Raw genomic sequence first — 21,964 nt, forward strand, 5'->3', positions numbered from 1 at the left:
GTATACGGCTGCTTCTGTGGTGCGGCTTGCTGCTCACTCTGCGGCGTATACGGCTGCTGCTGTGGCGCGGCTTGCTGCTTAGATGGAGTACTTTTTAGAGATTGTGGTACGTGTAGAATTTGAATCTCATGTTGTCTGTCTGAAACTACTATATCAATGGTACTCATTGATTTTTGTGTTTCTTTATCAACCCAAGTACGGGTACACAGTGAAGCCTTGATAGATACTGAATAACCACAACGTAGATATTCATAAGCGTATTTTCCATGCTGACCCCAAAGGTCTATATTGAAAAAGTCCGTTTTCTCCATCGGTGTCTTCTCTGGCCCTTGCTTCCATCTTTTTGTTGAAGCAACGCGAATCTTAGTTACTGGTCCATTAGGTGTTTGCACAAGTTCTGGATCAGCACATAAGTTACCAAACGTCTCAAATAAATTACGATATGCCATAGTGTTTTTCCTTCTAGAAGACCCTTTCGGGTAAATTGTTGTATGTACTGCAGCCCTACATTTAGGGTGTTACCTAAGCAGTGGTAACGTTTTGCTCATAGAGCAAAATTTTTTAACTGATATAAGTCCAGTTATAGGCGCATATCGGTTAAAAAACATGAGAGGGGCTGATTAGCCCCTACTCTATTTTATTTACGGTTGTAAAACATCTAATGAAGGATCAAACTCAGGCTCGAAACCCTCTTCATCTATGTAGAAGGACGAGTCAGTGTATTCACTGGTGTTTACTGTTTGAGACTCTGTAGACTGAGAAACGGTAACCGTTTCCTGATCTTCAAACGACTCTGGTTGAGAAAACATTGACGCTACAGTGGTTTTAATAGGAAACCCAAAATCATCACGACGTAAAGCACCGTGACTGTTGGTTTGGAATATTTTCTTTCTTAAAAAAGTAGGGCTATCTAGCTCACAATTATCATTCTCTATGCATGTTCCTTGGTCGCTTTGATTAGCTTTAAGGGTCATTAAGGCACTGTTAGCTTCATAGAAAACTTCATCGTATTGATTAGCTAATTTGTTTCTTTTGTTCTTGTTTCTTACAGCTTGTTTGAACGCATGTTGTTTCTTATTAGAATCAACACCTTTTTTGAAGAGAGTTTGCCAAACCTGACAGGCTTCAATGAACTCTTTCGCTACGTTCAGTGGGATCTTAAAAATCCACACAATGCCTTTAAACAATGAAATAAAACACTTCTTCACCGCTGTAAAGAGCATCGAGAACAACATGCCGCAAGATCGTGCTAAGTTGGCTGCAAACATCACAAGTAAATGTGGAAGCGCTACTAATGCAATCGCACAAGCTAAAGCTACAAATAATGTACTCATAGTTTTTCCTTTTCAGTTGACCCTTTCGGGTTCTACAAATTAAACATAAGTTTCTAAGTGTTCTTCAAGAGCACCTAGTTTCGGTTGTGTGAAACCTAAGTTGATTACTTCTCTATACGCCCTTTTTAATGAGCTAAATCGGTAGTCAAAAGCCGGTTTCGATTGGTGATATAAAATCACGCAGTAATTACCAGGTGTGAACGTGTCATTAACGACGCATACAACCTGATCGTCTCTCTTGCGATGAACAGATTCCAGTAACCCATCATCATGTTGTGCCCTAAAGGATACATATAACATGTAGATTAAGTGGTCTAGGTACTGTTCAAGTCTCTGAGCTAGCTCATCGATGTCTTTTACTTTGAGTGTGTAAAAAGCATTGACGTTACCGTGATAGAGTTCGATTGAATCACGGTAAAAATCTATTAAGTCTTCATATTCATCCATGTCAAACCCACCTAAGCAATTAATATGTGAAGGTTATTTGACTTGATATGATCAACAACGCTCAAAAGTTCATCCATCATTCTGTACATAAAAGCAAACAGAACAAATAGGTTAGGGCTGAATAATGAATAGCTCATATACCCGGCCTTATGAGCGAAATAAGTACCTAATAGCACAGTAAATAAGATCGCAACAGATACATAAACTTTGTTTAAAAAGTTATTGCACCTAGTTATGTTTCCATTGAGCGAATGAACGTTCAATAAGAGCCACACAACAATCCTATTACTCAGATAGTCTAAGTAGATTTTATACATGGGTGTTTATCCTTATGACTGTAAAAGTCAGACCCTTTCGGGTACGTAGCCTTGGTTGGCAAAGATGTGAGGTAAGCCGTGCCTCTCATTAGAGGTGTCACTTAAACGGCGGTGACGTTTTGCTACAAGAGCAAAATAAGTACATGGCTAAACACAAATTTTTTAGCGATGTACTCATGGAGTGTTGAATTGGCTTTTCAGCGTGTTTTTGATGATCATTAGTAAATATATGTGCATTCAATAAAATCGTCAATGACTAAAGAGTAACCAAGCCATAATCTTGCTTTCGGCGCCGACTTGCGCGCAAATTTACGATGATATTATGGTACTTAGGAATCAAATTTTAGTTGGAGTACAACCATGTTATTCGATCTTTCTTCTATGCAATTAGCCTCGGTTTTCGTTGTGGCGTTTATCGTTACACATAAATTGGGCCTAAATAAGTATTACTACCTCTTAGTTGCTTATGTGTTGACAGCAATTGTTGGGGTTTGCACTGATAAAGACTAAAAAGGCTGCCAATTGGCAGCCTTTTTTACTTGATTAGCCCCGGAGTGATTTGCGGTGCATACGAGTTTTTTTCGTTCTTTCTTGCGCTTCGGAATAACGCTGTCTCGACGCTTCCAGTTGTTCAGGTGTCGCATTTAACTCAATATCAAGTGCATAACCTTTAGCTTGCATACGCTCTAATTTTGCTACCGGAATATGATGGCGAACGCCCAAGACTTTATACAATTGGTTTTCAGGGTCTACGGGCTGAACCTGAATCATTGTACTGTAGTCTTTATCAGTCAAAATTAAACAATCCGCGCCAAACTTTTCTCGTAAATTCTCAAGGAATTTACTGTCTTTGTAGATAATGTTAGTCATGCTCTTTAAGCCTTCAACAACAAGTTGGTATGGTCGTGGAAACAACCCCCCTTCCTCTTCTTGTTGAAACTTAATTAATTCGGTACCCATCCATTCTTGTACAGAACGGTAATCAACGATCATGTTACCCAATGATGTGTGATGATGGTCATTCGAAATGATTTGAATATCAACAGCTTTGTTATAATTTTCAAAGTTAAGGTCACTTTCGATGTAAGGTTGTAACCAACTAATGTCATCGGAATATTCGGCACTTACACCATATAAGTACGCGGCAGGTGGTGATGATAATGCAGCCAAAGCAGAGTACTTATCAAAAAACGATTGCTCTACTCCTTTACGATCAATCAATTTAGCACTGTCCGGGTTACTAACTAAGATTTCAAGTTGGTCCCGACGGATAGAGTGATTGTCATCAGAGAAACCGAACGCATTTATGCCTGAGTTTGATACGATATGCTTTGCAGCTAAAGTTTCAATATACGCAATGTGTTCAGGTTTAAGTTTCGCAGGGGAACGTTTAAACCTAATTTCTAAGCGGCCTACACCGTCTTTGAACATGTCAAAATCGTGGATATATTTCTTCTTATGAAAGTACAGATCTAAATCACGATTGAAATCGATTTTCCAAAAAACATTGATGAATGATTCACCGTCTTTCATGAAAAAGTGTGTTTCATTCGTATGAATGTGCAAAGTGTGTTTAGTCATGGTTTATCCTTTTTTCAATGCCTTTCGGCGGTATGCTCATTTTAAAAGCCACTGAATAGTAGACTTTAAAATGAGGGTATACCCTCATATTTTATAACAATTCACGCCAACGCATAGCTGCCTCAGGAAACCCCGAAACTCCTATCTCGTTAAGAACATCGAGCCAATCTATAGACTTCCTGTTCCCTAGTTCAATTGGTGGTGGTACGCGTAAAACGTAATACCCCTCTTTTACTAAACGTTCCTCGCATTCTAAAGAAACATTCTCACCTGTCATTGATGCGTCTTTATCTTCGAAAATAAAGACATGGGTTACGCCGTCTCTTGGTTGGTAGTTTTTAATACCACCAGCGTTTATTGCGCAATCCATTGGCATTTCAGTAGCTTGTTTAACGGCTAAAACCGTCTCAAAGCCTTCACCGACGCCAACAACTTTCGATACATTATCGATATAACAACTGCACCCTGTTATATCGAGTCCGTATCCACCGGGCATCATCTTCTTAACCTCAAAGCCAGCTTGCGAAAAGCTAGCTTTATCACCATTTTCATCCAAGAAAATGCGATGTAGCCGACGAGGTTCACCATACTTAGTACGAACCATAATCAACAAACAAGGATGAAGACCCATATTAGCCATAGTAGGCGCGTTAACACCATCTATTGTTTTCTCATAGAAACAGTCGAAGCTAGGATGTGTTTGACAGTAATCAATCAAATCCAACCGTTCATTTGCGTCTTCTGGTTTCCTATCTTCGCTTGGGTGCGAAATCGGGATATAGAAGGGCATCTGAGGGTGGTACTTGACTTCATTCTTCATTGCCGCATGTAAGTTAGTTATACCTCTACTTGCAAAGTATCTAGCTGCGGGTAAAGCTATTTCATTATTTAAGAAAACGGCTTGCTCCCACACATCATTCATTTTTTTCTTGAGGCGCTTTGCGTCTCTCAAATCACTCTGTGTAGGTTCTTTTGGCCCAGTAGCAACAGGTTTATGAACCTTTGGTTTTGGACGATAGTTTGGATCAGGTTTGAAACCAATGATGTGTTTAACTTCTTTGGCTGCATCACTGAACGTCCAGCCTTGAAACTCCATGATAATATCAAAACGTGAAAAACGTGTTTTGCACTTATGACAGTATCCTGCTCCGGTAAAATTAGCATCTGGAAACAATTCAAAGTTACCAGTAGCTTTACCAGTTTTAGTTTTAGACCAAAGTTGATGTTCACTACATGCGTAAGACGGGCAAATATCAAAACGATTAGAGTTTTTGGTTCCAACGTATTGTATTGCATTATCTAACGGTGTTGCTTCTTCTAAAATTTTAAGCCATCCATACCTTTCTATTTCGTCATAGAACTGTATTTTCTCAGCTTCAAAATCTCTCTTCATGATACTTTCCTTCTAAAGATCCTTTCGGATTTATAAGGCACATACACACTAGTATATGCCTCATAGTACCTCTTACATTAAATTAGATAACCTCCTTCGCAACTCGTAAAAGTTCGCGAGGTAAGTCACCAAAGCTTTGAACATAAACCCATTCATTTGAACCATAAATACCATTAAAGATTTTATGAGCTCTAGAGTCTACGCCTACACCAACTGCAATCACGCGAATGTCTTGCTTCTTCATGGCCTGAACCATATTAGAAGTAGCCTGTTGGTCATTTGGTTCACCATCAGTCACCATAATGGCAACTTTCTTACTTGCTCCCATACGTCGAAACGCTTGGATTGCTGCCCAATATGCTTCGGTTGCAGGTGTACCACCACCAGCAACAAGAGAAAAAATTCTCCCTTTTACTCCCATGTCAAAACTTTGATTTGGCTTCTGGATTTCAAGAATACCGGTACCACCAAAACCATAAGCACATGTATTAGCACCTTCAATCTTGCTTAAACAGTCCAATAAAGCATAGGTGGCTGTTTTAACGCTAGAAATATCAGATCCCATAGAGTATGAGTAATCCGCTAACACGGCGACATCACAACTAATTTCATCGCGCTCCGTAAACTTACGTTTAAAGATGCGAGTATCACCAGTAATAAGACGATGCACTTTACCCTTTGCGAGTCTACGCCCTTTTCGACTTGTTACGCGTTGGCTTCTAGTTTGATCTTCGATCAGTCTAATTAAGCCGTTACGTAACTCACCAGTTGTTTGCGCAGAAAATTGAGCTGCAGTATCAATTTGTGCTTGAGAAATAGAAATATGATTCTCTTTCACTTCACCTAACGCATAACGCTCTTCATCAGTAAGGCGTTCTTGAGTTTTACTATCCGAAAGAATATCTTTCAGCGTATCCCCCAAATCGCCTGAACCAAGATCATCGAGTGTTTTCGCAATAGCCGCTTTAAGAGCCTCTTTAGCTTCATCATCTAAAGGTTGCCCTTTAGGTGATTGGTCGTCAGAAACATTATCGCCGCTGTTTGATGCGCTAGTATTGTCACCGCTGTTTTGGCTTGAACTTTGTTCATCATCTTTCGAATCAGAATTTGATTGTTTACCACTTTGTGAATCGTCGTCAGAGTCACCACCTTGTGAATCGTCGTCAGAGTCACCACCTTGTGAATCGTCGTCAGAGTCATCACCTTGTGAATCGTCGTTAGAGTCTTCTTCGTCGGCAGCACTTCCAAGATACTCAAGAATCTCTTTGGCTAGTTCAAGAGCATCTTTTGTGGTTTGGATATACCTTGCTTTGTCTAGTAACTGGTTAAAGCTGTACATGAAAAGTAAGTTATAACGACGGTTAAGCTCCACTTGAAGCTCTTTGGTTCCTTGATCCCAAATTGGATAATTTGGGATATATCCGCGAATATAATAGAACACATAATCAACAAGCAGTTTTGAAAGTTCTTGGTTTTGGGACTCTTCCCAATCGTACTTTAGAACTTGTACATTTAGCTTATCGAAATGTTTTTTGACACCTGGAAAATACTCGATCTGTACACGTTCAATACGTGTATCTTCAACGAGGTTTAACATCCAGCCTAAGAACGGGTTTTCTTTCTTAGTCTTAATGATCAAGTCATTATCAGTGTCTCGAACGTGCCCTGCTTCATGAGCACAGTAGCCCCATGTAATCGCTTCATATTCAGGCTTTGGCTTCGGTATGTAAACAATCTTCCCGTCCGTTGCAGCAACCCCTTGACTGTTGATTTTGATCTCAATGTCAAATTGGTCTGCATACACGCCAGCAAGTATTACGATGTTTTTAGTAAGATCCATTTTGTTTATCCTTTTATAGACCCTTTCGGGTTCAAAGTTAAGTTAACCGCGCTTCGCGTTCGAAGTGTTACCTAAGCGGTAGTAACGTTTTGCTACAAGAGCAAAATTGTAAATTTTAATTGTTTAATTTATAGATGCTCTCAATTGACGGCGTAGAATGATTACCAAGTCCATAAATTACAACATTTATAGCTCTAACTCCGAGTGCAGAATTGGAGAACGTTACTGACGTCCCATAATAAAAACCGGATTATGATGCTATGTAGAGAGTACTTGATCCTCTATTGCCACTGGCGTTCAGATTTACTATGTAGTAACCAGATTCAGGAACTCTAACGGCTCTTGACATGTCATCAAAATCATTTTGCCAACCCACCGTCGTGCCATTTTCAACCGCAAAAACGGAAGCCGACTGTAAAGAAAGGGATAAAGATAAATTAACGATACATCACTTTGGTGATGTATATCGCAACATCACACTGAGAATACGAGCCCCGCGCGAATTGTCCGGACACATTATAGTTAGAATATCTCGCGGTGGCCGTTGCTGAGCACGAACGGTCATGGTTTGATGAGTTTGAAGTCCAGTTTTTGCTTATGCTGTCGATAGTGACGGTTCCTGCATTCACAGGAAAAGCCGCACTGCTATACGTCGACCCTTTTTTGTATTTTACAAACACTTCTTTCGCGTGGCGAGGGATGGCGATTCTTCCCGTGGAGCTTCCACTCCAAACCGATTTCCAAGGTTCTGCTGAGCTAAGAGAGGCTATGTTTGTATTATACCCATTAGTTCTTGATAGGTTTATTGCTGGCGATCCTGTCCCGTTAGTCAAATCGATTGCGGCTGGTTTTCCACGAGAACCGTTAAGACTGATTTTTGGAGAGTAGTTATCGCTCCCCAAAGAGTTAGTCACAAATCCAGGGTTTGATTGTGAAGATGTGATTGAGTCTTCGATTAGGTTATATCCCTTAACAGAACCTTTTAATTTTAGGTCTGCAACACCGGACACAGCTAAAGGTGAAAACACTACTGCAGACATTAGTGTACATAGCAGTGCGATTGAATTTTTATGAAATGGCATACGAAAACCTCAGAAATTAATTTAATGTTTAAAATTAAGTTAAGTGAGCGAATTTCATACGCATGTAAGATGATATTAGTTGAATGGATATTTTTGTGCAAATAAAAAAGAGGTTAGATATAGAAGGAAACTGTAGATTAGATGCCCCTCACATGAGGGGCTGTTATTTGCCTATTGGCATTTATAGTAGGTATAGGTATAGGTGGTGCCAGTAGAACATTCGTTCGATTCTCCCCTTCCGCCTTTTCTACAGCTTCTTGTTGTATGCGTTGTTTCTAACCTTGCCCATATTCCTTTCGTTTGGCAAGAGCCTACAGATGAAATGCTATAAAGCGTAACACCATTAGGTTTATAAGACTTCTTATGCCACCACCCCGGCTTAGGCTTTGAATTAGAAATCTGACTCCCTATAGAAGTATTACTTCCCGATGAGTTTGCTAGGTTGATTGATGGTGCACCAACTCCATTACTTAAATCTAACCTTGGCTTCCAGTTCGAACTGCCAAGTGAATCAGTAATAAAACCGGGCTTGGTTTTTGTTGCACCTAAGGATTCAGTTTTTGAATATGGTTTGGCTTTTCCTGAGTTTTTAATCTCAGAAACTCCGGCGTAGCTACTAAGCGATAAAAGTAACATGGTCAATAATGATCCAGCTACGATATGATTTTGTTTTAAGTTAGACACGTTCTTATCTCCCATTAACATTATGATTATTAGGTTATCTGTTAAATGAGCGATCAAATCGCGTGTGATTTATAAAATAATAGCATTTTAAATCAATTAATAGCGACCTTTAATGCATCATTGTTATCTAGGTTTTCCTATTGGCCCCGGAGAAACAATGCTGTAAACCTTGCTTCCGTTTTTTCTACAACATCTGATTGGTCTATATAATTTAAAAATTGCAGAACCCTGAGGGTTACTACTCATGAACTTTGCTGTTCTTACATCATCAAATGCGGCTTGGGATACATCAAACACACCTGGTAAATTCCCTTCATAACGGGTACAACGCTTTTGTTGATAGGGATAAACCATATCAAGTTTGAAAGATTGTGCGTCTTGAGGCGTTTTATATTGGCCACCTGTAAAACTACTAGTAGCAAAATCTGGTAATGGCATGTAGATGTGTAATCCTGCGGCGCCAGAATACATCCACCTGTTTTCTGCAGCTATGCTAGTGCCTCTAACAGCGGCAGTTACAGCTGCTTTGAACTTATTTGGGGTGTTTTGATAACCTGACCGCGGCATTGTTGAACCAAATGAGTTTCCAATGTCATTCCAAGCTAGATGATGCGCTTGATATAACCCTGTCAATATAACTTCTGAGGTGGCTAACCAACGCCAAGAAAACAAATCCAATGTAGAGTTGTAGTATACATTCCCCGGAACTGTAGGAAGGTTGCAATACCCTGCCCATCCTAAGAAAGCACTTGCAATAGATGTGTGCATTCCCATTTCCATATTGCCGCTTACCTGTACATCACGATACAAGTATTTATTGTCCGAAGAAGTTGAAGTTTGACCCGGTGCATTTTCAAGTAACGCATCGATACCGCGCCCCACCATACTTATTAAGCCGGAACCAGACCATCTTGAAATTTTCCAAGTGTAAGGGTACACAAGAAAAAGGTCTTCAAGTACACCTACTGAGCTTGGGTAAACCGACCCTGCAACAAACTCAAAGGGCTCGATAGAAGGTGCTTGTGATACAACCTCTACATGCGTATCTCTGACGAAATGCTCGACAGCGAAGCCGTGCGTAAACTTGGGGCCAAACATCGTCCATCGAACAGACAGGCAAGAGCCGACGATTGAGTATTCCAAACAACTAAACAATTCAGGTAATTTACCTAGATCGTTCATTAGTGCATAAGAGTACTCGTCCATAGCTCCCCATGGCTCTCTTAGGGTATCTGTAATGGTTTCCGAAACAGCGGTAATGGCCATAGTGCCACCACCACCAATTGCCAAAGACCCAACTGCGGCTACACCTTGTGCCATATCTCCAAGCTGACTCGCTGAGTCGGCAGCTTGTTGAATTTCGGAAATCTTAGATAGGTCTGGTAGCCCAACGGCATTTGCTTGAAAGTGAAATAAACTCAAACAAAAAAAGAGTGGTAATTTCGATTGAATTTCCATATTTACCTACTAGCTTTGAAAGCGCTTATAGAGTCTTCCACCGATACACCATAAGTGATGTACTTATCGTTAATGACCACGGCAGGTAACCTATCTAATCGATACATCTTGGCTAAAACAACGCCCATATCACTACGCATCATATCCGCAGCGTAAGCTTTAATTCGCGGGTGTATGTTTTTAGCTAAGTACTCGTTCTTTTCTTTGTCACTTCGGTTTAGAAGCTCTTTGGGAAATTGATTTTCGAAGTAAGTTAAAATCTTTTTTGTTTCATCAAGTTTAAAATATTGAAACTCACTTCTTCCTACAGCGGATCGAGCTGCTTCAAGGTCACTCTTGGTTACCTGTGAAGTAGTAGTTAACCATACTACTTTTCTAAGCTTCTCTGATGCATTAGAAGGGCTGGCTAAAGCTGCTATAACTAGCCCTAGTAGAATGTGACTACGCATTAAAAACGGGCCAGTTCTTTTTCAAGCATTACATATAGTTCAACTCGACGGTTACATTCCCGCCCCTCCTTGGAAGCATTTGAACATTTAGGTAACTCTTCTCCCTCGGAAAAGGTGTCTATTCGATATGGATTAACTTTACCTTCGAGTAAAACTTTGCTCACTGATTCGGCTCGACGCTGCCCAAGTAGCATATTTGCCGATTCCTTCCCTATAGAATCAGTGTGCCCTACTACATCTATTGTCGATTCAGGGTAGTCATTTAGTACTTTAGATAATTGACGAAGCTTGTCTTTCATAGGACGTTTCAAATGAAATTTACCAGTTTGAAATCCGTAATCCGTTGGTATTACAATTCGCACTTCTTTATCACTAGGCTTCGACACTTCAAGATCAATAAACATGTACTTAATAATCTCGTATTGGTCATTAAGGTATGGGTTGCTATCATGGTGTAATACTTCGGCGTTAGCTCCGGTTGCTAAAGCTGAACACAACAGGACACCGGCTTTTAAAAATTTATATACTAAGCGCATTCTCTTAAAACCTCTTGATAGTCAATTTTCCCTTCAATCCCTCGGTAACCGTCTAACTGATTTGCCATTTCATATACAGCTTCTAGTTCATCGGTTATTCCGTTTTCTCTCATAAACTTGGTACGCGCTGCCTTTTCGCTTTTATCTGTCATAGATTGCGCTAGCACTAAAGATGGCGGTGTATTTCTAAACATGATCCGTTGTCTAGTAGAAATCACAACGCCTTCTGTATATGCCTTATCTAGCTTTCTTGCGCTTGTCATTAAGTGAACATCTTCTTCGGAAAGGTTACATAACTGTTGTATTTTTCGGGCTTCTTTCAACCTAAAATTCAGGCAATAAAACCATTCGATATTATTAAGAATTTTGGCGGATTCACCTTTCAAATCATCACAATCTTGAGTGGCGAAAAATGGATTGTGGCCAAGCTTACGGGCAGTTTTAACGACTCTGGTTAAGATCTTCCCTAGAACTTGGTTATTCAAAAGCAAGTGAGCTTCATCTGTAAATGAAACCACTTCACGTTCTTCGTATTGATAAGCTTCACTGAGATTGTTTATATGTTGCATTAGCGAAAGCACGGCTACATTAAGTTGAGCCGCATTACCATCTTGTGAAAGTAATCCCAAGTTAAATACAGTTATATCGGTATCTGGCCAAGCTTCTGCAGGTTTATTGAAAAGAGTGTCGTTTATACCTGTTGTAAATGCCTCTAAAGAAAGCGCGATTTCTTTCAAGAAAAGTCTTTTTGTTTCGTGAAGTTCAAGCGTCATATCCTTAACGTACATTTCAATAGTTTCAATAATGTCACTGACGATTGTGGGTTTTGCTTTACCTAACCCTTCGGCAAGCCCCTTCGCTCTTTGTCGTTTTGCTGTATCAACCAAAGCACGACGAAGTAAACTACGATCAGCACGCGTGAAACGAGCTAATTCGGATTCCTCTGAACCAGTGGCCATTAATAAGAGGACCAATTCTAACTCTGATATTGGATCGCCTTTCTGACTTACATCTTTCTTATCCGCCACATCATCAAGATCAACGTAATCAATGTCTTCGAAGTCATCGAGTTTGTTGGCCATATCACTTTCAGGTATATCTTCTAAGATTCGATCTATGTTGGAGAACGGGGCAAGACGCGGAGCACTATCAGGCATAACGCGTATGTAGTTTACGGATAGCTTTTTCATTTCCCAATCTTTAGCCGCCATTACAAAACTATCCCCGTATTCAATAATGAATGTTCGTGGGAGTCGCATGGCAGCTAAAGACGTAACCATACTTGATATAGTCACGGATTTACCGGAACCAGTACTACCTAGTATCATTCCGAAACCAGTAGCTTCGTGATCCGCTTTAGAAAAGGGGTCAAAGAACACGGGACTACCGGAACGATTAAAGAAAGCAAAGCAAGGATTCCCTGTACCTTCCCCTCTGCTGAATCCAAAGAACAAATTGGCACAGTGTTGAGCCCACATAGAGCGCAGATAATACCCATTATCCTTCTCAGGACGAAAGTTCATCGGTAAATGGTTGACGTATGATTTGAGGGCTAGACCATCGACCTTATCTTTATAAAGCATAAGTCCAGCATTGTTTAAGACGGTAAGTGTCTTTCTTTGATTGGCTTCTAAATCAACGAGGTTGTCACCTGAAATATAGATACCCATAGTTACGGATACCTTCTTTTCACCAGACCCAATGCTTTCTTCCAATGCGCTTAGATTCGCTGCAGCTTCTTTCGCTTCATTGGAGCCACTTTGAGCACTTTTAGCGGTTACCCGGAATCGCTTATCAAATTCAGGTTGGGGTGAAAAAACCACTGTTTTAGCCAATACTACTGAGCTTGGCAAAGCATCCATTACACTAAAGTTAGTTTCATGGGCACCTGAACCACTAGAAACCTCTCCGGTTAAAGCTCCGATTCTTGGTGCCTTGCGTAAGCTAGAGAAACGGAGGAACCGAACAGGACGCTCATTGAAATACCAACAATTATCTTCTACGTCACTTCTTGGTTGGTCTGAGAGTAATGCCTCACACAAATCCGTTCCTGTTAAAAGATCCGTATCTATATCGCACATTCTTTCGTAATAATCTTCTTTGTTTTCGAAGATGCTTTTATCAGGGTTTTGGTTAAAGAATTTGAACAACCAAGTAAATAGATTAATGTCGTCGTCTTGTTGGTACTTAACGCCAGCTTGAGATAGCTTAACTTTGAAATTTTCTACAAGTTCGTTGATTTCAGTAACAGGACTGTGTTTGCCGTTTTTGAAATTCCTAATATCAGATGGAGTTTGACGGCGGTATAAGATTAGTTTTGTTCTTGGCATCTTGAACCGCCAAGGTTGATTCGTAACAGCGGTATCTTTGTACAGCCCTTCTTCTTTTTGGAGAGTTCTGTAGTGTCTCTCCATCATCTTTATGTATTGTTCTGTAAATACCGTGCCTTTTGCATGTGGTAGTACGTAGTCGCGCATTCGCTCAATAATAGCGTCAACAGAATTGTCTTCGTATGTGAACTCTTGAAGAACCCAACGCCCACTATCTCGCTCTTCAATTTCATCGTAAAGACTCTTTATAGCGTCTCTACTAATTTGAAGTTGAGCACCTGTTTTCCCTTCGGTTGGTATCGGTAAGATAGTAAAGCTAACACCTCTAGAAACAAGATCTTCCATAATGAACGTTTTACTATCTTTGTCGTACCCGGCATAAGGCAGCATTGATACAAAATTAGGCAAATCGGTTGAATACATGTCCTCTAGTTGCTTCTGTGTAAAGTCGTTACCCGGTATGAATGGCTTTACTACCGAATCAATTAGTTTTTTAAAAATTGTCATTGACGCTCTCCTTTGATATTGACGCCAAACACGTATTCGTCGCGGTCATACATTTTAAATTCCGTCATCCATGCGGGGATCGGCATACCGTCTTTTTCAGACAATTTTGGAGGGAAATATAAGTAAATTGTTGGGTTGTGTAACTTTGAAAAATTGGATTGAGTAGTAACTTTGTTGAGACGATATATGTCAGTATTCTGTTCGGACCCAAGTAGCCCACGCTTTAAAAGCTCGTTTTGATGGCTTTGAAATTGCTGATCATAAGCTATCGAACCTTCTTCGGTTCTTCCCCCATTCTGGTATATGTCCTTCATCGTTTCGTTCGATTTAGGAATGATTCTGTCTTTCTCGTTACCACCGGATGAGCAGCCAACAATTAAGAGTGAAAGAATTAATATTGTAGCCCTTACCATCCTAGATACTCCCTAGCATTGTCAGCATGAATCAATTTGCGCCCTTCTGGTTCGTAATCAATATGTAGTGCTTTTTCGATATTTATAACTACAGGTTCACCCGTAGGGACAAAGACAACATCAAAAGCACTACCTTGTCTTTCTGCGTACCATTTAGTTATTTCGTTGGTACCAGATTGAAAGCCTTCACCAAGCGCGTTTTTGGTCGAGTCGTTTACTATTTGTGTTGTTACACCATCAACGTTAGTAGTCGTTGTAACTGCTGAATCGGCAATAGCGCCAGCAAAGCTAGAAAGTGCAGTCAGTCCGGCTTGTTTAGCCATATATTCAGGAAAATTCGTAATATACTCGCCACTTATACAAGGCACTCCATAAGCGTCTGAAATCCAACCTAAGCTGTCTTCCGCACTAGATGTAATCTCTCTAACAGTGCTGTCCTTAAATGTGAACGTTACTTTGTCTATCATTCCTCGGGCGCACTCTAGAGTAAAATCACCTTCTGCATAGCCAGATACAACCATAGTGGCCAGATTCGGCATAAATAGGTTATTCGTCGCAAGGTTGTCTACACCAACCGACACTTTAAAACGAAAAGGATTGTTCAGTTCATTGCCTATAGGAACGCGGCCAAGTATTGCTGACATTCCGACAGAACCAAACAATGTAGAGTTTTGAGGTACTGTATAGATAGGTATTTCAGGCTTTGATTCATCCTCTTGGAAGTCGCCTAAGTTACTTGATTGATTCGTTTCAAGAATAGGATTTGATTCACTTGGGTCTATGCTTTGTGGATAGACGGCTGTAGTAGTGCCATCCTCATTTTGCACATAGGTTACATCTGACTGTTTAATCCAAACGTATTGATCAGCAGAAGCATTAGAAGACGTTGGTGTATCTATGGGTTGAACTATATCGGGATTCTGGACGACCATTGTTGAATCAACACCAACCATATCCATTGCAGGTTGTACTAACATATCAACAATGGAATTATTTGAGATAGGTGAAACTTCGGTACCAGTTTCTTCGTAGTCGGTAACGCCAATAGGAACTAACTCAGTATCCTCGATGTTTGGGCTATCAACATCATTACCTTTATTGTTCTTCAATTGTTCAAAGTCTGCGCGCATCTGCTTAAAATCATTAACCAACAATTCATAGTCAGGATTCGCACTTTGTGTCGCTTGCTTCTGGCGTTCCATGGAAGCTATCTTGTTTCTAAGAAATTCCTGCTCAGTTTCTAAGTCATCAATCTTGGCGTCGGCTTGCTTCTTTTCAGCCATGATAGTGTTTAGCGTAGACTTAGTGTTGTTTAGAGTTAAGTCTTCTTCAACGACATTCATTTCATGAAACCTACCTTGCTCACTTTCTTGTTGAGAATTAATATCATTAACACCAACGTCTGTACTAGCACGGTACAGTAGCCCCAATATTGTTATACCGCCGCAAAGCATGAGGACTTTGTTTAGATTAGTCATAAGTTCAAACTCCCTGTTAATTTGCTTTTACGCAGAATCAGAAAGTAAGCGCTAAAATAAACGCCAAAAATACGGTCAACACGCATCCATTAAATAGCAAAAAGGGCTCTTTTAGAGCCCTTAAATTTCCACATGTTAAAGAGTTGCTATAAGAAATCGCTATTTTCTGACAACGGTTTTTTGGTCACGTAGTAAAGCAGAGTTGATTGGCCATTACTCCCTTTTGCCATAACAGTTCTGTGTTGGCTGCTTGCCGTGATGTACCCATTATTTTCAAGGTGACTGTAAATGATAGGCTGAACTTGATTAGTACGGTTCGTTAACTTTATAGCAGTGAGGGTATAAAGTTGCGTTCTGTATTGTTTCACGGCTTCCAAATCGAAAAGACCAGCGCTAAAACCAGTAAACATCAAATCTAAATTTAACGGCCTTTGAATACGTGATTCTTGGATTGGGAGAGACATTTTTTTAAATTCGGGTGGCGAAAAGAAGTCGTGTGTTACGTATTGAACTAATTCTTTTAGCGTAACATTGCTAGACTGTGCCATTAACTCTTGTGCGTCTTTGTCTTTCTGATCTTTCTCTGACTTGAGGATAACTTTCACATTTTCTAAAGGTAAATCGTTAGTCGATTCAACAGCAAAAATCTCTACAAAAATTAGTTCATTGGTACTGACCAACCGAACTTTAGCACGCACTTTAGGGAAAGTTGCCCTTGGCAAGAAGTAACCAACTTTTGACCTAGAATCAAAACTCATACGAGCTAGCACCTTTGAAGGTAAAGCTACTTCAATATTATCTGGAAACTCTACGATTCTTTCTTTACCCACTTCGAGGCGAATTTCTAATGGTTTACTATCCCAAACTAAAACTTCTGTCGAGAAAGCTTGAGACGAAATAATCAGAATTAATGATGCAATCAAATACTTCACTTTTTCACCTCTCTAATAATTGTAGGGCTCCTATCAAAACCAGTAATTTTCAGACCAAGAGGGTTTTTATCATAATTTGTCTCAACTCGTTCAACCATCAAAGGGTAACGTGCAGTTACATGCTGAACCAATTCACCTAAATAGTAGTCTTCAACAATGATGTCTAAATAAACAATCCAAGCCCTGTTTTTCACTTTCACAAATACACGGTTTTCTACATCATGAATCATACCAGGTACTAAGGTAACCTTTCTTATACGGTCTAGCTCCCCTTTAGCTTTTAGCGACCTATAAGAACGCTCTAGTTTCTCTCTAAAATCAGGTGAAAAATAATCTTGATATGCCTCTAGATTTGAAAAAGCATCCTTCTCACCGTTTTTTACCCATGAATTTACTTCAATCCAAAGGTAAGATACTGTCGATAAAACCGTAGCTTTTGGTACATCCCCCAAATTCATGACAACGCCATTAGATAAGTCTGGTGGTATGTATACCGTGATCTCATCTTGTGTTTTCCATAGCGCTATCAATAACCCTAAGATAATGGCAAATTGTAATAATGAGGTAATTCTAAGAGAGACGATATGATTTTGTTGCTCCGCTAAAGTACCGACTAATTTTTTTGGCAAATTCAAGTTCATTTGCTTTTCCTTGCGTTAATGCTCCAGCTCGTACTTTTTATATAACCAAATGGTATGCGAACTCCCAAAAAGCCTTCATCTTGCAATTTTCTACGTAAGTCTACCCACAACATATAAGATGGTCTTCCTTTCTTGACAATGTAGGCAGTGTGCGATGCTTTTGCGGTTAGCAATACCGCTAAAGCAAAACCGGCTATTGCTCCAAGTGACCAGATACCGAACCAAAAGTGGGCTACAAAACTGAGAGTAATGGCAGAAAATATGAACATGGCAATGAATGTAAAAATCAACTCTGTTTGAGTAAATCCCCCAACCATGTTCGCTTCATAGTCCAATTTATCTAAAGTAAATGGAATGTTGTTTTCATCTTGCTCTGCCATTTTAAACTCCCTCTAAGAGAATATTTGTTCTGCCATGGTTAAGAGAATCATACCGATTACACCTACTATTCCACCACCGACACCGACGGATATGAAATCAGACCATTCCTTGTTTTGTCTTGTAATATCCCAATACGTTTTTCCAAGTGCACCGACTACGCCCATCAGTAATAGTGCGCCAACTATTTGCGACGTTAAGATAATGCCGTCACCTGCAGTCTCACGGCCCATGGCTATATAGTCGCCTTTACTTGCTCCATCAGAAACTTTTGCGGTTGGCAGCTTCGCTTCGACACTAACAGCCACAAATGCACATAAAGCTGCCCATTTATTTATTACTTTCTTCATCATTTTTCCTTTTTCATAATGAAATTAGAATATTGAGCATCATCAACATTGAGAGCGCTCTTATTACCAAAATAATCCAAGTCTTTTTTTCGATTTGACCATCAGCCATTGCTTTAAAACTATCGTAGACCGCGTATACAGTGACTATTAATGCAACACCTATGGTTGCACCTTGAATTAAATAACGGAGGGACATTGCAGAATTAGGGCCGACTATCTGATCAAAAGCCTGTGTCACTGAAATGCCAGAAGGGTTTGGCTCAAATACAGTTGCCATGGCTGACGGGACATAAGCGATTAGTAAAACGCTCATTTTGATAAAGACCATACAGATTTTGGAGCTCATAGATTTCCCCATTATCACTTCGTTGCTGTCTTATTAGCTGTGTCTACGGGAACTACAATCGAACGGTATTCTTCTAGAGGGGTATTTAAGTGATGTTCGATTTTTCTCGCAATCTCATTAGCATCATGTAACAACTGGTTATAATTCATTGATATACGTGCGTTAGGATCTGAGCTCTGAGACGCTTGAACTAAAACGGTATCGTTTAGTAGGTTCAATTGTTTTAAATATCGTTCTAGATGCTCTCTTTCTTCCCAAACCCCTGCGGTAGCATTCAGAGAAAATACTGTGCTAATGAGTAATAAGGATTTTGGTACTTTGTTCATTGTAGAATCGTCCTTGCGTATCTTTGGTTGCTAAACACTCAGACGCTTGGTATAAAAATTCCAACTTTATAACTATGCCAAAAATGCGGATTACATGTATTTTTTGTATGAAGCAACAACTTGACGCATAAAGAAGGCGGTCAAACAGGCGCTAGGGAGCATGATTAACGTTGCTTGAAATGAGTTGGGAATGGCTAGATATAGGAATAAAACTGTATAGCTCGAAGCTTTAAAGGCTAAGAACCACCACTCAATTTTATCCTGTGATGCGCGCTCACCTTTGAACGTTTGAATTTTCCTTTCAACTGAACCATCGACGGCACCGCCAATAATGATAATTAAGCATGGTAAAAGCATTGCTATGATCGTTAAGACTTTTGCACACCAAGTAAATGTAACAATCACCCATAGCCGCAATAGGTCAGGTATTTTATCTAAAAAAACCGCCGAAAATCCTATCATGTAGTTAGAAGCGGTAGACCGACTTGAACTTTTAGAACCGAGCTTTTCCTTTGCAATTTCAACGTAATGTTCGACGTTATTTATAAGCCCCTGCAGATTAATTTGTGCTGTAACTTTATTTTCAATTACTTGAATGAAATTTCTTTCATTGAACCAAGATCCGGTAGAAGCAAAATTAGAAACGCCTTTATATCGTTCATAGCTTGCTTGTACCGGGTTTTCCACGACAAAAAGTAATACAACCTCAATAATTAACAAAATCATTCCTGCGAACAGACAGACTCCTATGGCCTTAGTCAATACCTTCAAAGTAAATCCAATGATAGGTACATAAGGGCTAGAACTGCCTTTATCTTGATTTGTGTTTGACTTGTTATTATTTTGAGTGTTGCTTTGCGCCATATCTACTAGCCTTCATTGTCAGTGAATGTGTTTAGTAGTTGTTCAGCTGTCAAATAACCTGCGAACGGGTAACCATTAACAACAAAGGTAGGTGTGCTTGTTAAGCCAATAGAAAGCGCAACTTGAAAATTATTTTTAATTACCGGGCTTAACGGTGACGACGCAATATACTGCTCTTCAAACACGCGCTGCATAAGGTCGTATGGATTATCCGAGTTCATGATCGAAGACATCATATTTGCTGTTTGGTCTTTTAAGCCATTACGAGGAAACAAAGCAAATCTGATACTGATACCGGCTTCCGTGTAACTATCGATATTTGCATGAACTTTTTGGCACCAACCGCATGTGAAGTCAGTAAACATCGTTACAACTAACTTTTCATTTGGCGCTTTCTTCTCAATTACGCCCGGCATATTTGAGACAACATAATCAATCAATTCGCGGTCTAAAAGGTCAAGTTGACCATTTTTGTCAATCATTGGCTGATCACCATTAAAGAAAACACTTTTTGACTCACTGTAGTAAATTGTCCCTTGGTCAGTTAAAGCCGTTTTTAAGGTGATGTTTTCTAAAACTTCATTTTGTGAATCTACGTATACAGTAAGACCATATTTGTTTAGATAGTGATTACCAGTTTCACTGTCCTGCAGTACTTCCGGCGTCGCTGCAGAAGCCTGTAATGAGATCAAAAGAGTTGAGAGTAATACTGATGAGTACGAAAAATTCATAAAGTAGTCCTGTGTATGTTAGATAAAATCGCACCACGTAAAATACGTAACCGCGCCATCGTTAAAGTAAGTTTTGTTACCATTAACGTCTTCACCCGTCGCTCTATACCTAACCAACCAATTCGCGCCGCTATCTACCGCCCATGCTGCTACAGCTTTCAAGTTATAAGGCAGAGCAGAGCCAGTGGCGGTAATACCCTTAACTGAAACTTCAATTCTCGGTTCATAATCAGTTGGGCAAGATGGTTTAGTTATTGGTGACCCGGATGTACCGGAAGTAACGAGTGAGCCTATTTTTACTGAACCTGTTAATGCGGTTCTGTCTGTAACGCCATTGAAAGAAATATCTTTGACGTTATCCAAATAATGATTTCCGAAGTCCCAATCATCATTCATTGGAGTAGTCCCATCGCGATTTACTAGGGTATTAAGACTCACGGCTGTTCCGGGCCTCTTGAAAGTCATAGACACCACTCCACCAGCTTCCGTGTAATTAGGAAATTGCATGAGTTTTGACCGAACTACATTTCGAAAACCAATTGGTTGAATATTTGAAATATCGAAGGAAAGTCGAAATGCAGGATAGTTATCGGCGGGATCTAAAAATCGAGTCAGATTAACAAATACATCATTGTTCCCTGCTGAAACCCATGGCATTTTAGTTACGTTTATGCATAAACCTGCAAGTTCATTCGCATTGGTACAGTTATCCAAATGACCGTCTAAAACTAATTCGTTAACAGACGCAGGGTAGTTATTTAGAGAGTCGGGAGCACTACCTGAGATCATGGCCTCGAAATAATGTCTCTGTGCAGCTTCTTCAATCAACTCGATGCGTTTTACTGCTACTTTTGCAATCTGTTCATTCTTGAGGTTTCTTAACAGTTGTGCCCCGGCCAACATAATTATCGTCAATGCAACAAGCCCCAAGCTAACGTTTATTAAAAGGTCACCTCTTTGCTTTCTTCTAAATGTTGGCAAAGTTTTTGTCTTAAATTTAGTCATTTTATTACCCGAAACAAAAGTTGCTATCCAGATGTAATGCCGACTTACCACCAATGGAGAAGTCAATTTTTTTACTGAATCGAATTTCATTGGCGTCCGAAAATGTGAAATGTGCGATTTGGTAAAAATCTTGGCTTGAAGGTTCGTTAAGAGGGATCACTAGGTCGATTGTATCGATTCGGCCTGTAGCCGATCCCGAACGATAGGACACTGTTGCTAGATTGGGATTAAAAAAGCTTTGAGTACCCCATTTAGGGTCAAGCAAACCCAAAGCAATTAGTGAATTACCCGTTATTTGTGGTGGAGCTACAGTAAAGCAAGAACCACTGCTATTAACTTCGATGAAAAAATGAACATTTGAAGAAACAAATAGCTCAGATGTAAATACCTGTAGTTCTTGCTTACTGATAACATTCGTAACGAAAGTTTTTGTTTTGGTCAGAGTTACGACTAAAATAATAGTTATGACAAAGATGGCTAATGATGTTGTAACTAACGTCATACCTTGTTGTTTAGTACGCATTCTGACCTCAAAAAACAGT

24 protein-coding genes are annotated in these 21,964 nt (G+C 39.8%); 1 reads left to right on the forward strand and 23 read right to left on the reverse strand.

Translation table 11 applies throughout. From position 1 onward, the window contains the following. The 6 genes from ED652_RS04200 to ED652_RS04230 form a co-directional block, all read right to left on the reverse strand. Nucleotides 1-449, reverse strand: a 449-nt coding sequence (locus tag ED652_RS04200; RefSeq protein ID WP_122053568.1) for a single-stranded DNA-binding protein, incomplete at its 3' end; no start/stop codon positions are given. Between the two features lie 192 nt (nt 450-641). Further along, complete coding sequence (locus ED652_RS04205; RefSeq protein ID WP_122053569.1) at nt 642-1,334, reverse strand: hypothetical protein; 693 nt, start codon at nt 1,332-1,334, stop codon at nt 642-644. 39 nt (nt 1,335-1,373) lie between these two features. After that, nucleotides 1,374-1,781, reverse strand: a complete 408-nt coding sequence (locus ED652_RS04210) for a hypothetical protein (protein ID WP_122053570.1) — start codon at nt 1,779-1,781, stop codon at nt 1,374-1,376. 860 nt (nt 1,782-2,641) lie between these two features. Continuing rightward, a complete protein-coding gene (locus ED652_RS04220) occupies nt 2,642-3,679 on the reverse strand; it encodes a hypothetical protein (protein WP_122053572.1) in 1,038 nt (345 codons plus the stop codon). Nucleotides 3,680-3,770: 91 nt separating this feature from the next. Next, the gene (locus ED652_RS04225) at nt 3,771-5,072 is read right to left on the reverse strand and encodes a toprim domain-containing protein (protein ID WP_122053573.1); all 1,302 of its coding nucleotides are present in this window, start codon (nt 5,070-5,072) and stop codon (nt 3,771-3,773) included. 82 nt (nt 5,073-5,154) lie between these two features. Further along, nucleotides 5,155-6,912 carry a VWA domain-containing protein gene (locus ED652_RS04230; protein ID WP_122053574.1) on the reverse strand — a complete coding sequence of 586 codons (1,758 nt, stop codon included), beginning with the start codon at nt 6,910-6,912 and terminating at the stop codon, nt 5,155-5,157. Between the two features lie 537 nt (nt 6,913-7,449). On the opposite strand from ED652_RS04230, the gene ED652_RS04235 reads away from it, so the two are divergent. Continuing rightward, entirely contained in the window at nt 7,450-7,800 is a 351-nt protein-coding gene (locus ED652_RS04235; RefSeq protein ID WP_122053575.1) for a hypothetical protein, read from the forward strand. 365 nt (nt 7,801-8,165) lie between these two features. Here the strand turns inward: ED652_RS04235 and ED652_RS23655 are convergent, their stop codons facing one another. From ED652_RS23655 to ED652_RS04315, 17 genes are all read right to left on the reverse strand, one after another. Further along, nucleotides 8,166-8,678, reverse strand: a complete 513-nt coding sequence (locus ED652_RS23655) for a hypothetical protein (protein WP_162929896.1) — start codon at nt 8,676-8,678, stop codon at nt 8,166-8,168. Between the two features lie 123 nt (nt 8,679-8,801). After that, the gene (locus tag ED652_RS04240; RefSeq protein WP_122053576.1) at nt 8,802-10,136 is read right to left on the reverse strand and encodes a hypothetical protein; all 1,335 of its coding nucleotides are present in this window, start codon (nt 10,134-10,136) and stop codon (nt 8,802-8,804) included. A gap of 2 nt (nt 10,137-10,138) precedes the next feature. After that, nucleotides 10,139-10,585, reverse strand: a complete 447-nt coding sequence (locus tag ED652_RS04245) for a DUF1525 domain-containing protein (RefSeq protein WP_122053577.1) — start codon at nt 10,583-10,585, stop codon at nt 10,139-10,141. Continuing rightward, on the reverse strand, nt 10,585-11,121 hold the full coding sequence (locus ED652_RS04250; RefSeq protein WP_122053578.1) for an OmpA family protein: 537 nt from the start codon (nt 11,119-11,121) through the stop codon (nt 10,585-10,587). Before ED652_RS04250 ends, ED652_RS04245 begins: the two co-directional genes overlap by 1 nt. Further along, on the reverse strand, nt 11,112-13,958 hold the full coding sequence (locus ED652_RS04255) for a conjugative transfer ATPase (protein ID WP_122053579.1): 2,847 nt from the start codon (nt 13,956-13,958) through the stop codon (nt 11,112-11,114). Before ED652_RS04255 ends, ED652_RS04250 begins: the two co-directional genes overlap by 10 nt. Continuing rightward, on the reverse strand, nt 13,955-14,371 hold the full coding sequence (locus ED652_RS04260; protein ID WP_122053580.1) for a hypothetical protein: 417 nt from the start codon (nt 14,369-14,371) through the stop codon (nt 13,955-13,957). The genes ED652_RS04255 and ED652_RS04260 overlap by 4 nt, the downstream gene beginning before the upstream one ends. Next, nucleotides 14,365-15,849 carry a TIGR03752 family integrating conjugative element protein gene (locus tag ED652_RS04265; RefSeq protein WP_122053581.1) on the reverse strand — a complete coding sequence of 495 codons (1,485 nt, stop codon included), beginning with the start codon at nt 15,847-15,849 and terminating at the stop codon, nt 14,365-14,367. The genes ED652_RS04260 and ED652_RS04265 overlap by 7 nt, the downstream gene beginning before the upstream one ends. A 146-nt stretch (nt 15,850-15,995) precedes the next feature. Beyond that, complete coding sequence (locus ED652_RS04270; RefSeq protein ID WP_122053582.1) at nt 15,996-16,781, reverse strand: DUF3438 family protein; 786 nt, start codon at nt 16,779-16,781, stop codon at nt 15,996-15,998. Beyond that, on the reverse strand, nt 16,778-17,422 hold the full coding sequence (locus tag ED652_RS04275) for a PFL_4703 family integrating conjugative element protein (RefSeq protein WP_122053583.1): 645 nt from the start codon (nt 17,420-17,422) through the stop codon (nt 16,778-16,780). Before ED652_RS04275 ends, ED652_RS04270 begins: the two co-directional genes overlap by 4 nt. Further along, nucleotides 17,419-17,802: a DUF3487 family protein gene (locus ED652_RS04280; protein ID WP_122053584.1), complete on the reverse strand. Its 384-nt coding sequence runs from the start codon at nt 17,800-17,802 to the stop codon at nt 17,419-17,421. Before ED652_RS04280 ends, ED652_RS04275 begins: the two co-directional genes overlap by 4 nt. A gap of 12 nt (nt 17,803-17,814) precedes the next feature. Then, complete coding sequence (locus ED652_RS04285; protein WP_122053585.1) at nt 17,815-18,153, reverse strand: DUF2976 domain-containing protein; 339 nt, start codon at nt 18,151-18,153, stop codon at nt 17,815-17,817. 10 nt (nt 18,154-18,163) lie between these two features. Then, complete coding sequence (locus ED652_RS04290) at nt 18,164-18,496, reverse strand: DUF3262 family protein (RefSeq protein ID WP_162929897.1); 333 nt, start codon at nt 18,494-18,496, stop codon at nt 18,164-18,166. A gap of 14 nt (nt 18,497-18,510) precedes the next feature. After that, nucleotides 18,511-18,822, reverse strand: coding sequence for an RAQPRD family integrative conjugative element protein (locus tag ED652_RS04295; RefSeq protein WP_122053587.1), 312 nt, complete (start codon nt 18,820-18,822; stop codon nt 18,511-18,513). 90 nt (nt 18,823-18,912) lie between these two features. Next, a complete protein-coding gene (locus ED652_RS04300) occupies nt 18,913-19,686 on the reverse strand; it encodes a DUF4400 domain-containing protein (protein WP_122053588.1) in 774 nt (257 codons plus the stop codon). A 5-nt stretch (nt 19,687-19,691) separates the two neighbouring features. Then, a complete protein-coding gene (locus tag ED652_RS04305) occupies nt 19,692-20,417 on the reverse strand; it encodes a thioredoxin fold domain-containing protein (protein WP_122053589.1) in 726 nt (241 codons plus the stop codon). Nucleotides 20,418-20,435: 18 nt separating this feature from the next. Continuing rightward, on the reverse strand, nt 20,436-21,422 hold the full coding sequence (locus ED652_RS04310) for a hypothetical protein (protein ID WP_122053590.1): 987 nt from the start codon (nt 21,420-21,422) through the stop codon (nt 20,436-20,438). A gap of 4 nt (nt 21,423-21,426) precedes the next feature. Next, a complete protein-coding gene (locus ED652_RS04315) occupies nt 21,427-21,945 on the reverse strand; it encodes a hypothetical protein (protein ID WP_122053591.1) in 519 nt (172 codons plus the stop codon). Nucleotides 21,946-21,964 lie beyond the last annotated feature (19 nt).

Origin of the sequence: Vibrio sp. Evd11 (genome assembly GCF_900382755.1) — a bacterium.
Classification (GTDB): Bacteria; Pseudomonadota; Gammaproteobacteria; order Enterobacterales; family Vibrionaceae; genus Vibrio; species Vibrio lentus.

Excerpts from the sequence above, each read along its gene's own strand:
- ED652_RS04205 (WP_122053569.1), bottom strand. The coding sequence starts at position 1,334 with ATGAGTACATTATTTGTAGCTTTAGCTTGTGCGATTGCATTAGTAGCG.
- ED652_RS04210 (WP_122053570.1), bottom strand. The coding sequence starts at position 1,781 with ATGGATGAATATGAAGACTTAATAGATTTTTACCGTGATTCAATCGAA.
- ED652_RS04220 (WP_122053572.1), bottom strand. The coding sequence starts at position 3,679 with ATGACTAAACACACTTTGCACATTCATACGAATGAAACACACTTTTTC.
- ED652_RS04225 (WP_122053573.1), bottom strand. The coding sequence starts at position 5,072 with ATGAAGAGAGATTTTGAAGCTGAGAAAATACAGTTCTATGACGAAATA.
- ED652_RS04230 (WP_122053574.1), bottom strand. The coding sequence starts at position 6,912 with ATGGATCTTACTAAAAACATCGTAATACTTGCTGGCGTGTATGCAGAC.
- ED652_RS04240 (WP_122053576.1), bottom strand. The coding sequence starts at position 10,136 with ATGGAAATTCAATCGAAATTACCACTCTTTTTTTGTTTGAGTTTATTT.
- ED652_RS04245 (WP_122053577.1), bottom strand. The coding sequence starts at position 10,585 with ATGCGTAGTCACATTCTACTAGGGCTAGTTATAGCAGCTTTAGCCAGC.
- ED652_RS04250 (WP_122053578.1), bottom strand. The coding sequence starts at position 11,121 with ATGCGCTTAGTATATAAATTTTTAAAAGCCGGTGTCCTGTTGTGTTCA.
- ED652_RS04255 (WP_122053579.1), bottom strand. The coding sequence starts at position 13,958 with ATGACAATTTTTAAAAAACTAATTGATTCGGTAGTAAAGCCATTCATA.
- ED652_RS04260 (WP_122053580.1), bottom strand. The coding sequence starts at position 14,371 with ATGGTAAGGGCTACAATATTAATTCTTTCACTCTTAATTGTTGGCTGC.
- ED652_RS04265 (WP_122053581.1), bottom strand. The coding sequence starts at position 15,849 with ATGACTAATCTAAACAAAGTCCTCATGCTTTGCGGCGGTATAACAATA.
- ED652_RS04275 (WP_122053583.1), bottom strand. The coding sequence starts at position 17,422 with ATGAACTTGAATTTGCCAAAAAAATTAGTCGGTACTTTAGCGGAGCAA.
- ED652_RS04280 (WP_122053584.1), bottom strand. The coding sequence starts at position 17,802 with ATGGCAGAGCAAGATGAAAACAACATTCCATTTACTTTAGATAAATTG.
- ED652_RS04285 (WP_122053585.1), bottom strand. The coding sequence starts at position 18,153 with ATGATGAAGAAAGTAATAAATAAATGGGCAGCTTTATGTGCATTTGTG.
- ED652_RS04290 (WP_162929897.1), bottom strand. The coding sequence starts at position 18,496 with ATGAGCTCCAAAATCTGTATGGTCTTTATCAAAATGAGCGTTTTACTA.
- ED652_RS04295 (WP_122053587.1), bottom strand. The coding sequence starts at position 18,822 with ATGAACAAAGTACCAAAATCCTTATTACTCATTAGCACAGTATTTTCT.
- ED652_RS04300 (WP_122053588.1), bottom strand. The coding sequence starts at position 19,686 with ATGGCGCAAAGCAACACTCAAAATAATAACAAGTCAAACACAAATCAA.
- ED652_RS04305 (WP_122053589.1), bottom strand. The coding sequence starts at position 20,417 with ATGAATTTTTCGTACTCATCAGTATTACTCTCAACTCTTTTGATCTCA.
- ED652_RS04310 (WP_122053590.1), bottom strand. The coding sequence starts at position 21,422 with ATGACTAAATTTAAGACAAAAACTTTGCCAACATTTAGAAGAAAGCAA.
- ED652_RS04315 (WP_122053591.1), bottom strand. The coding sequence starts at position 21,945 with ATGCGTACTAAACAACAAGGTATGACGTTAGTTACAACATCATTAGCC.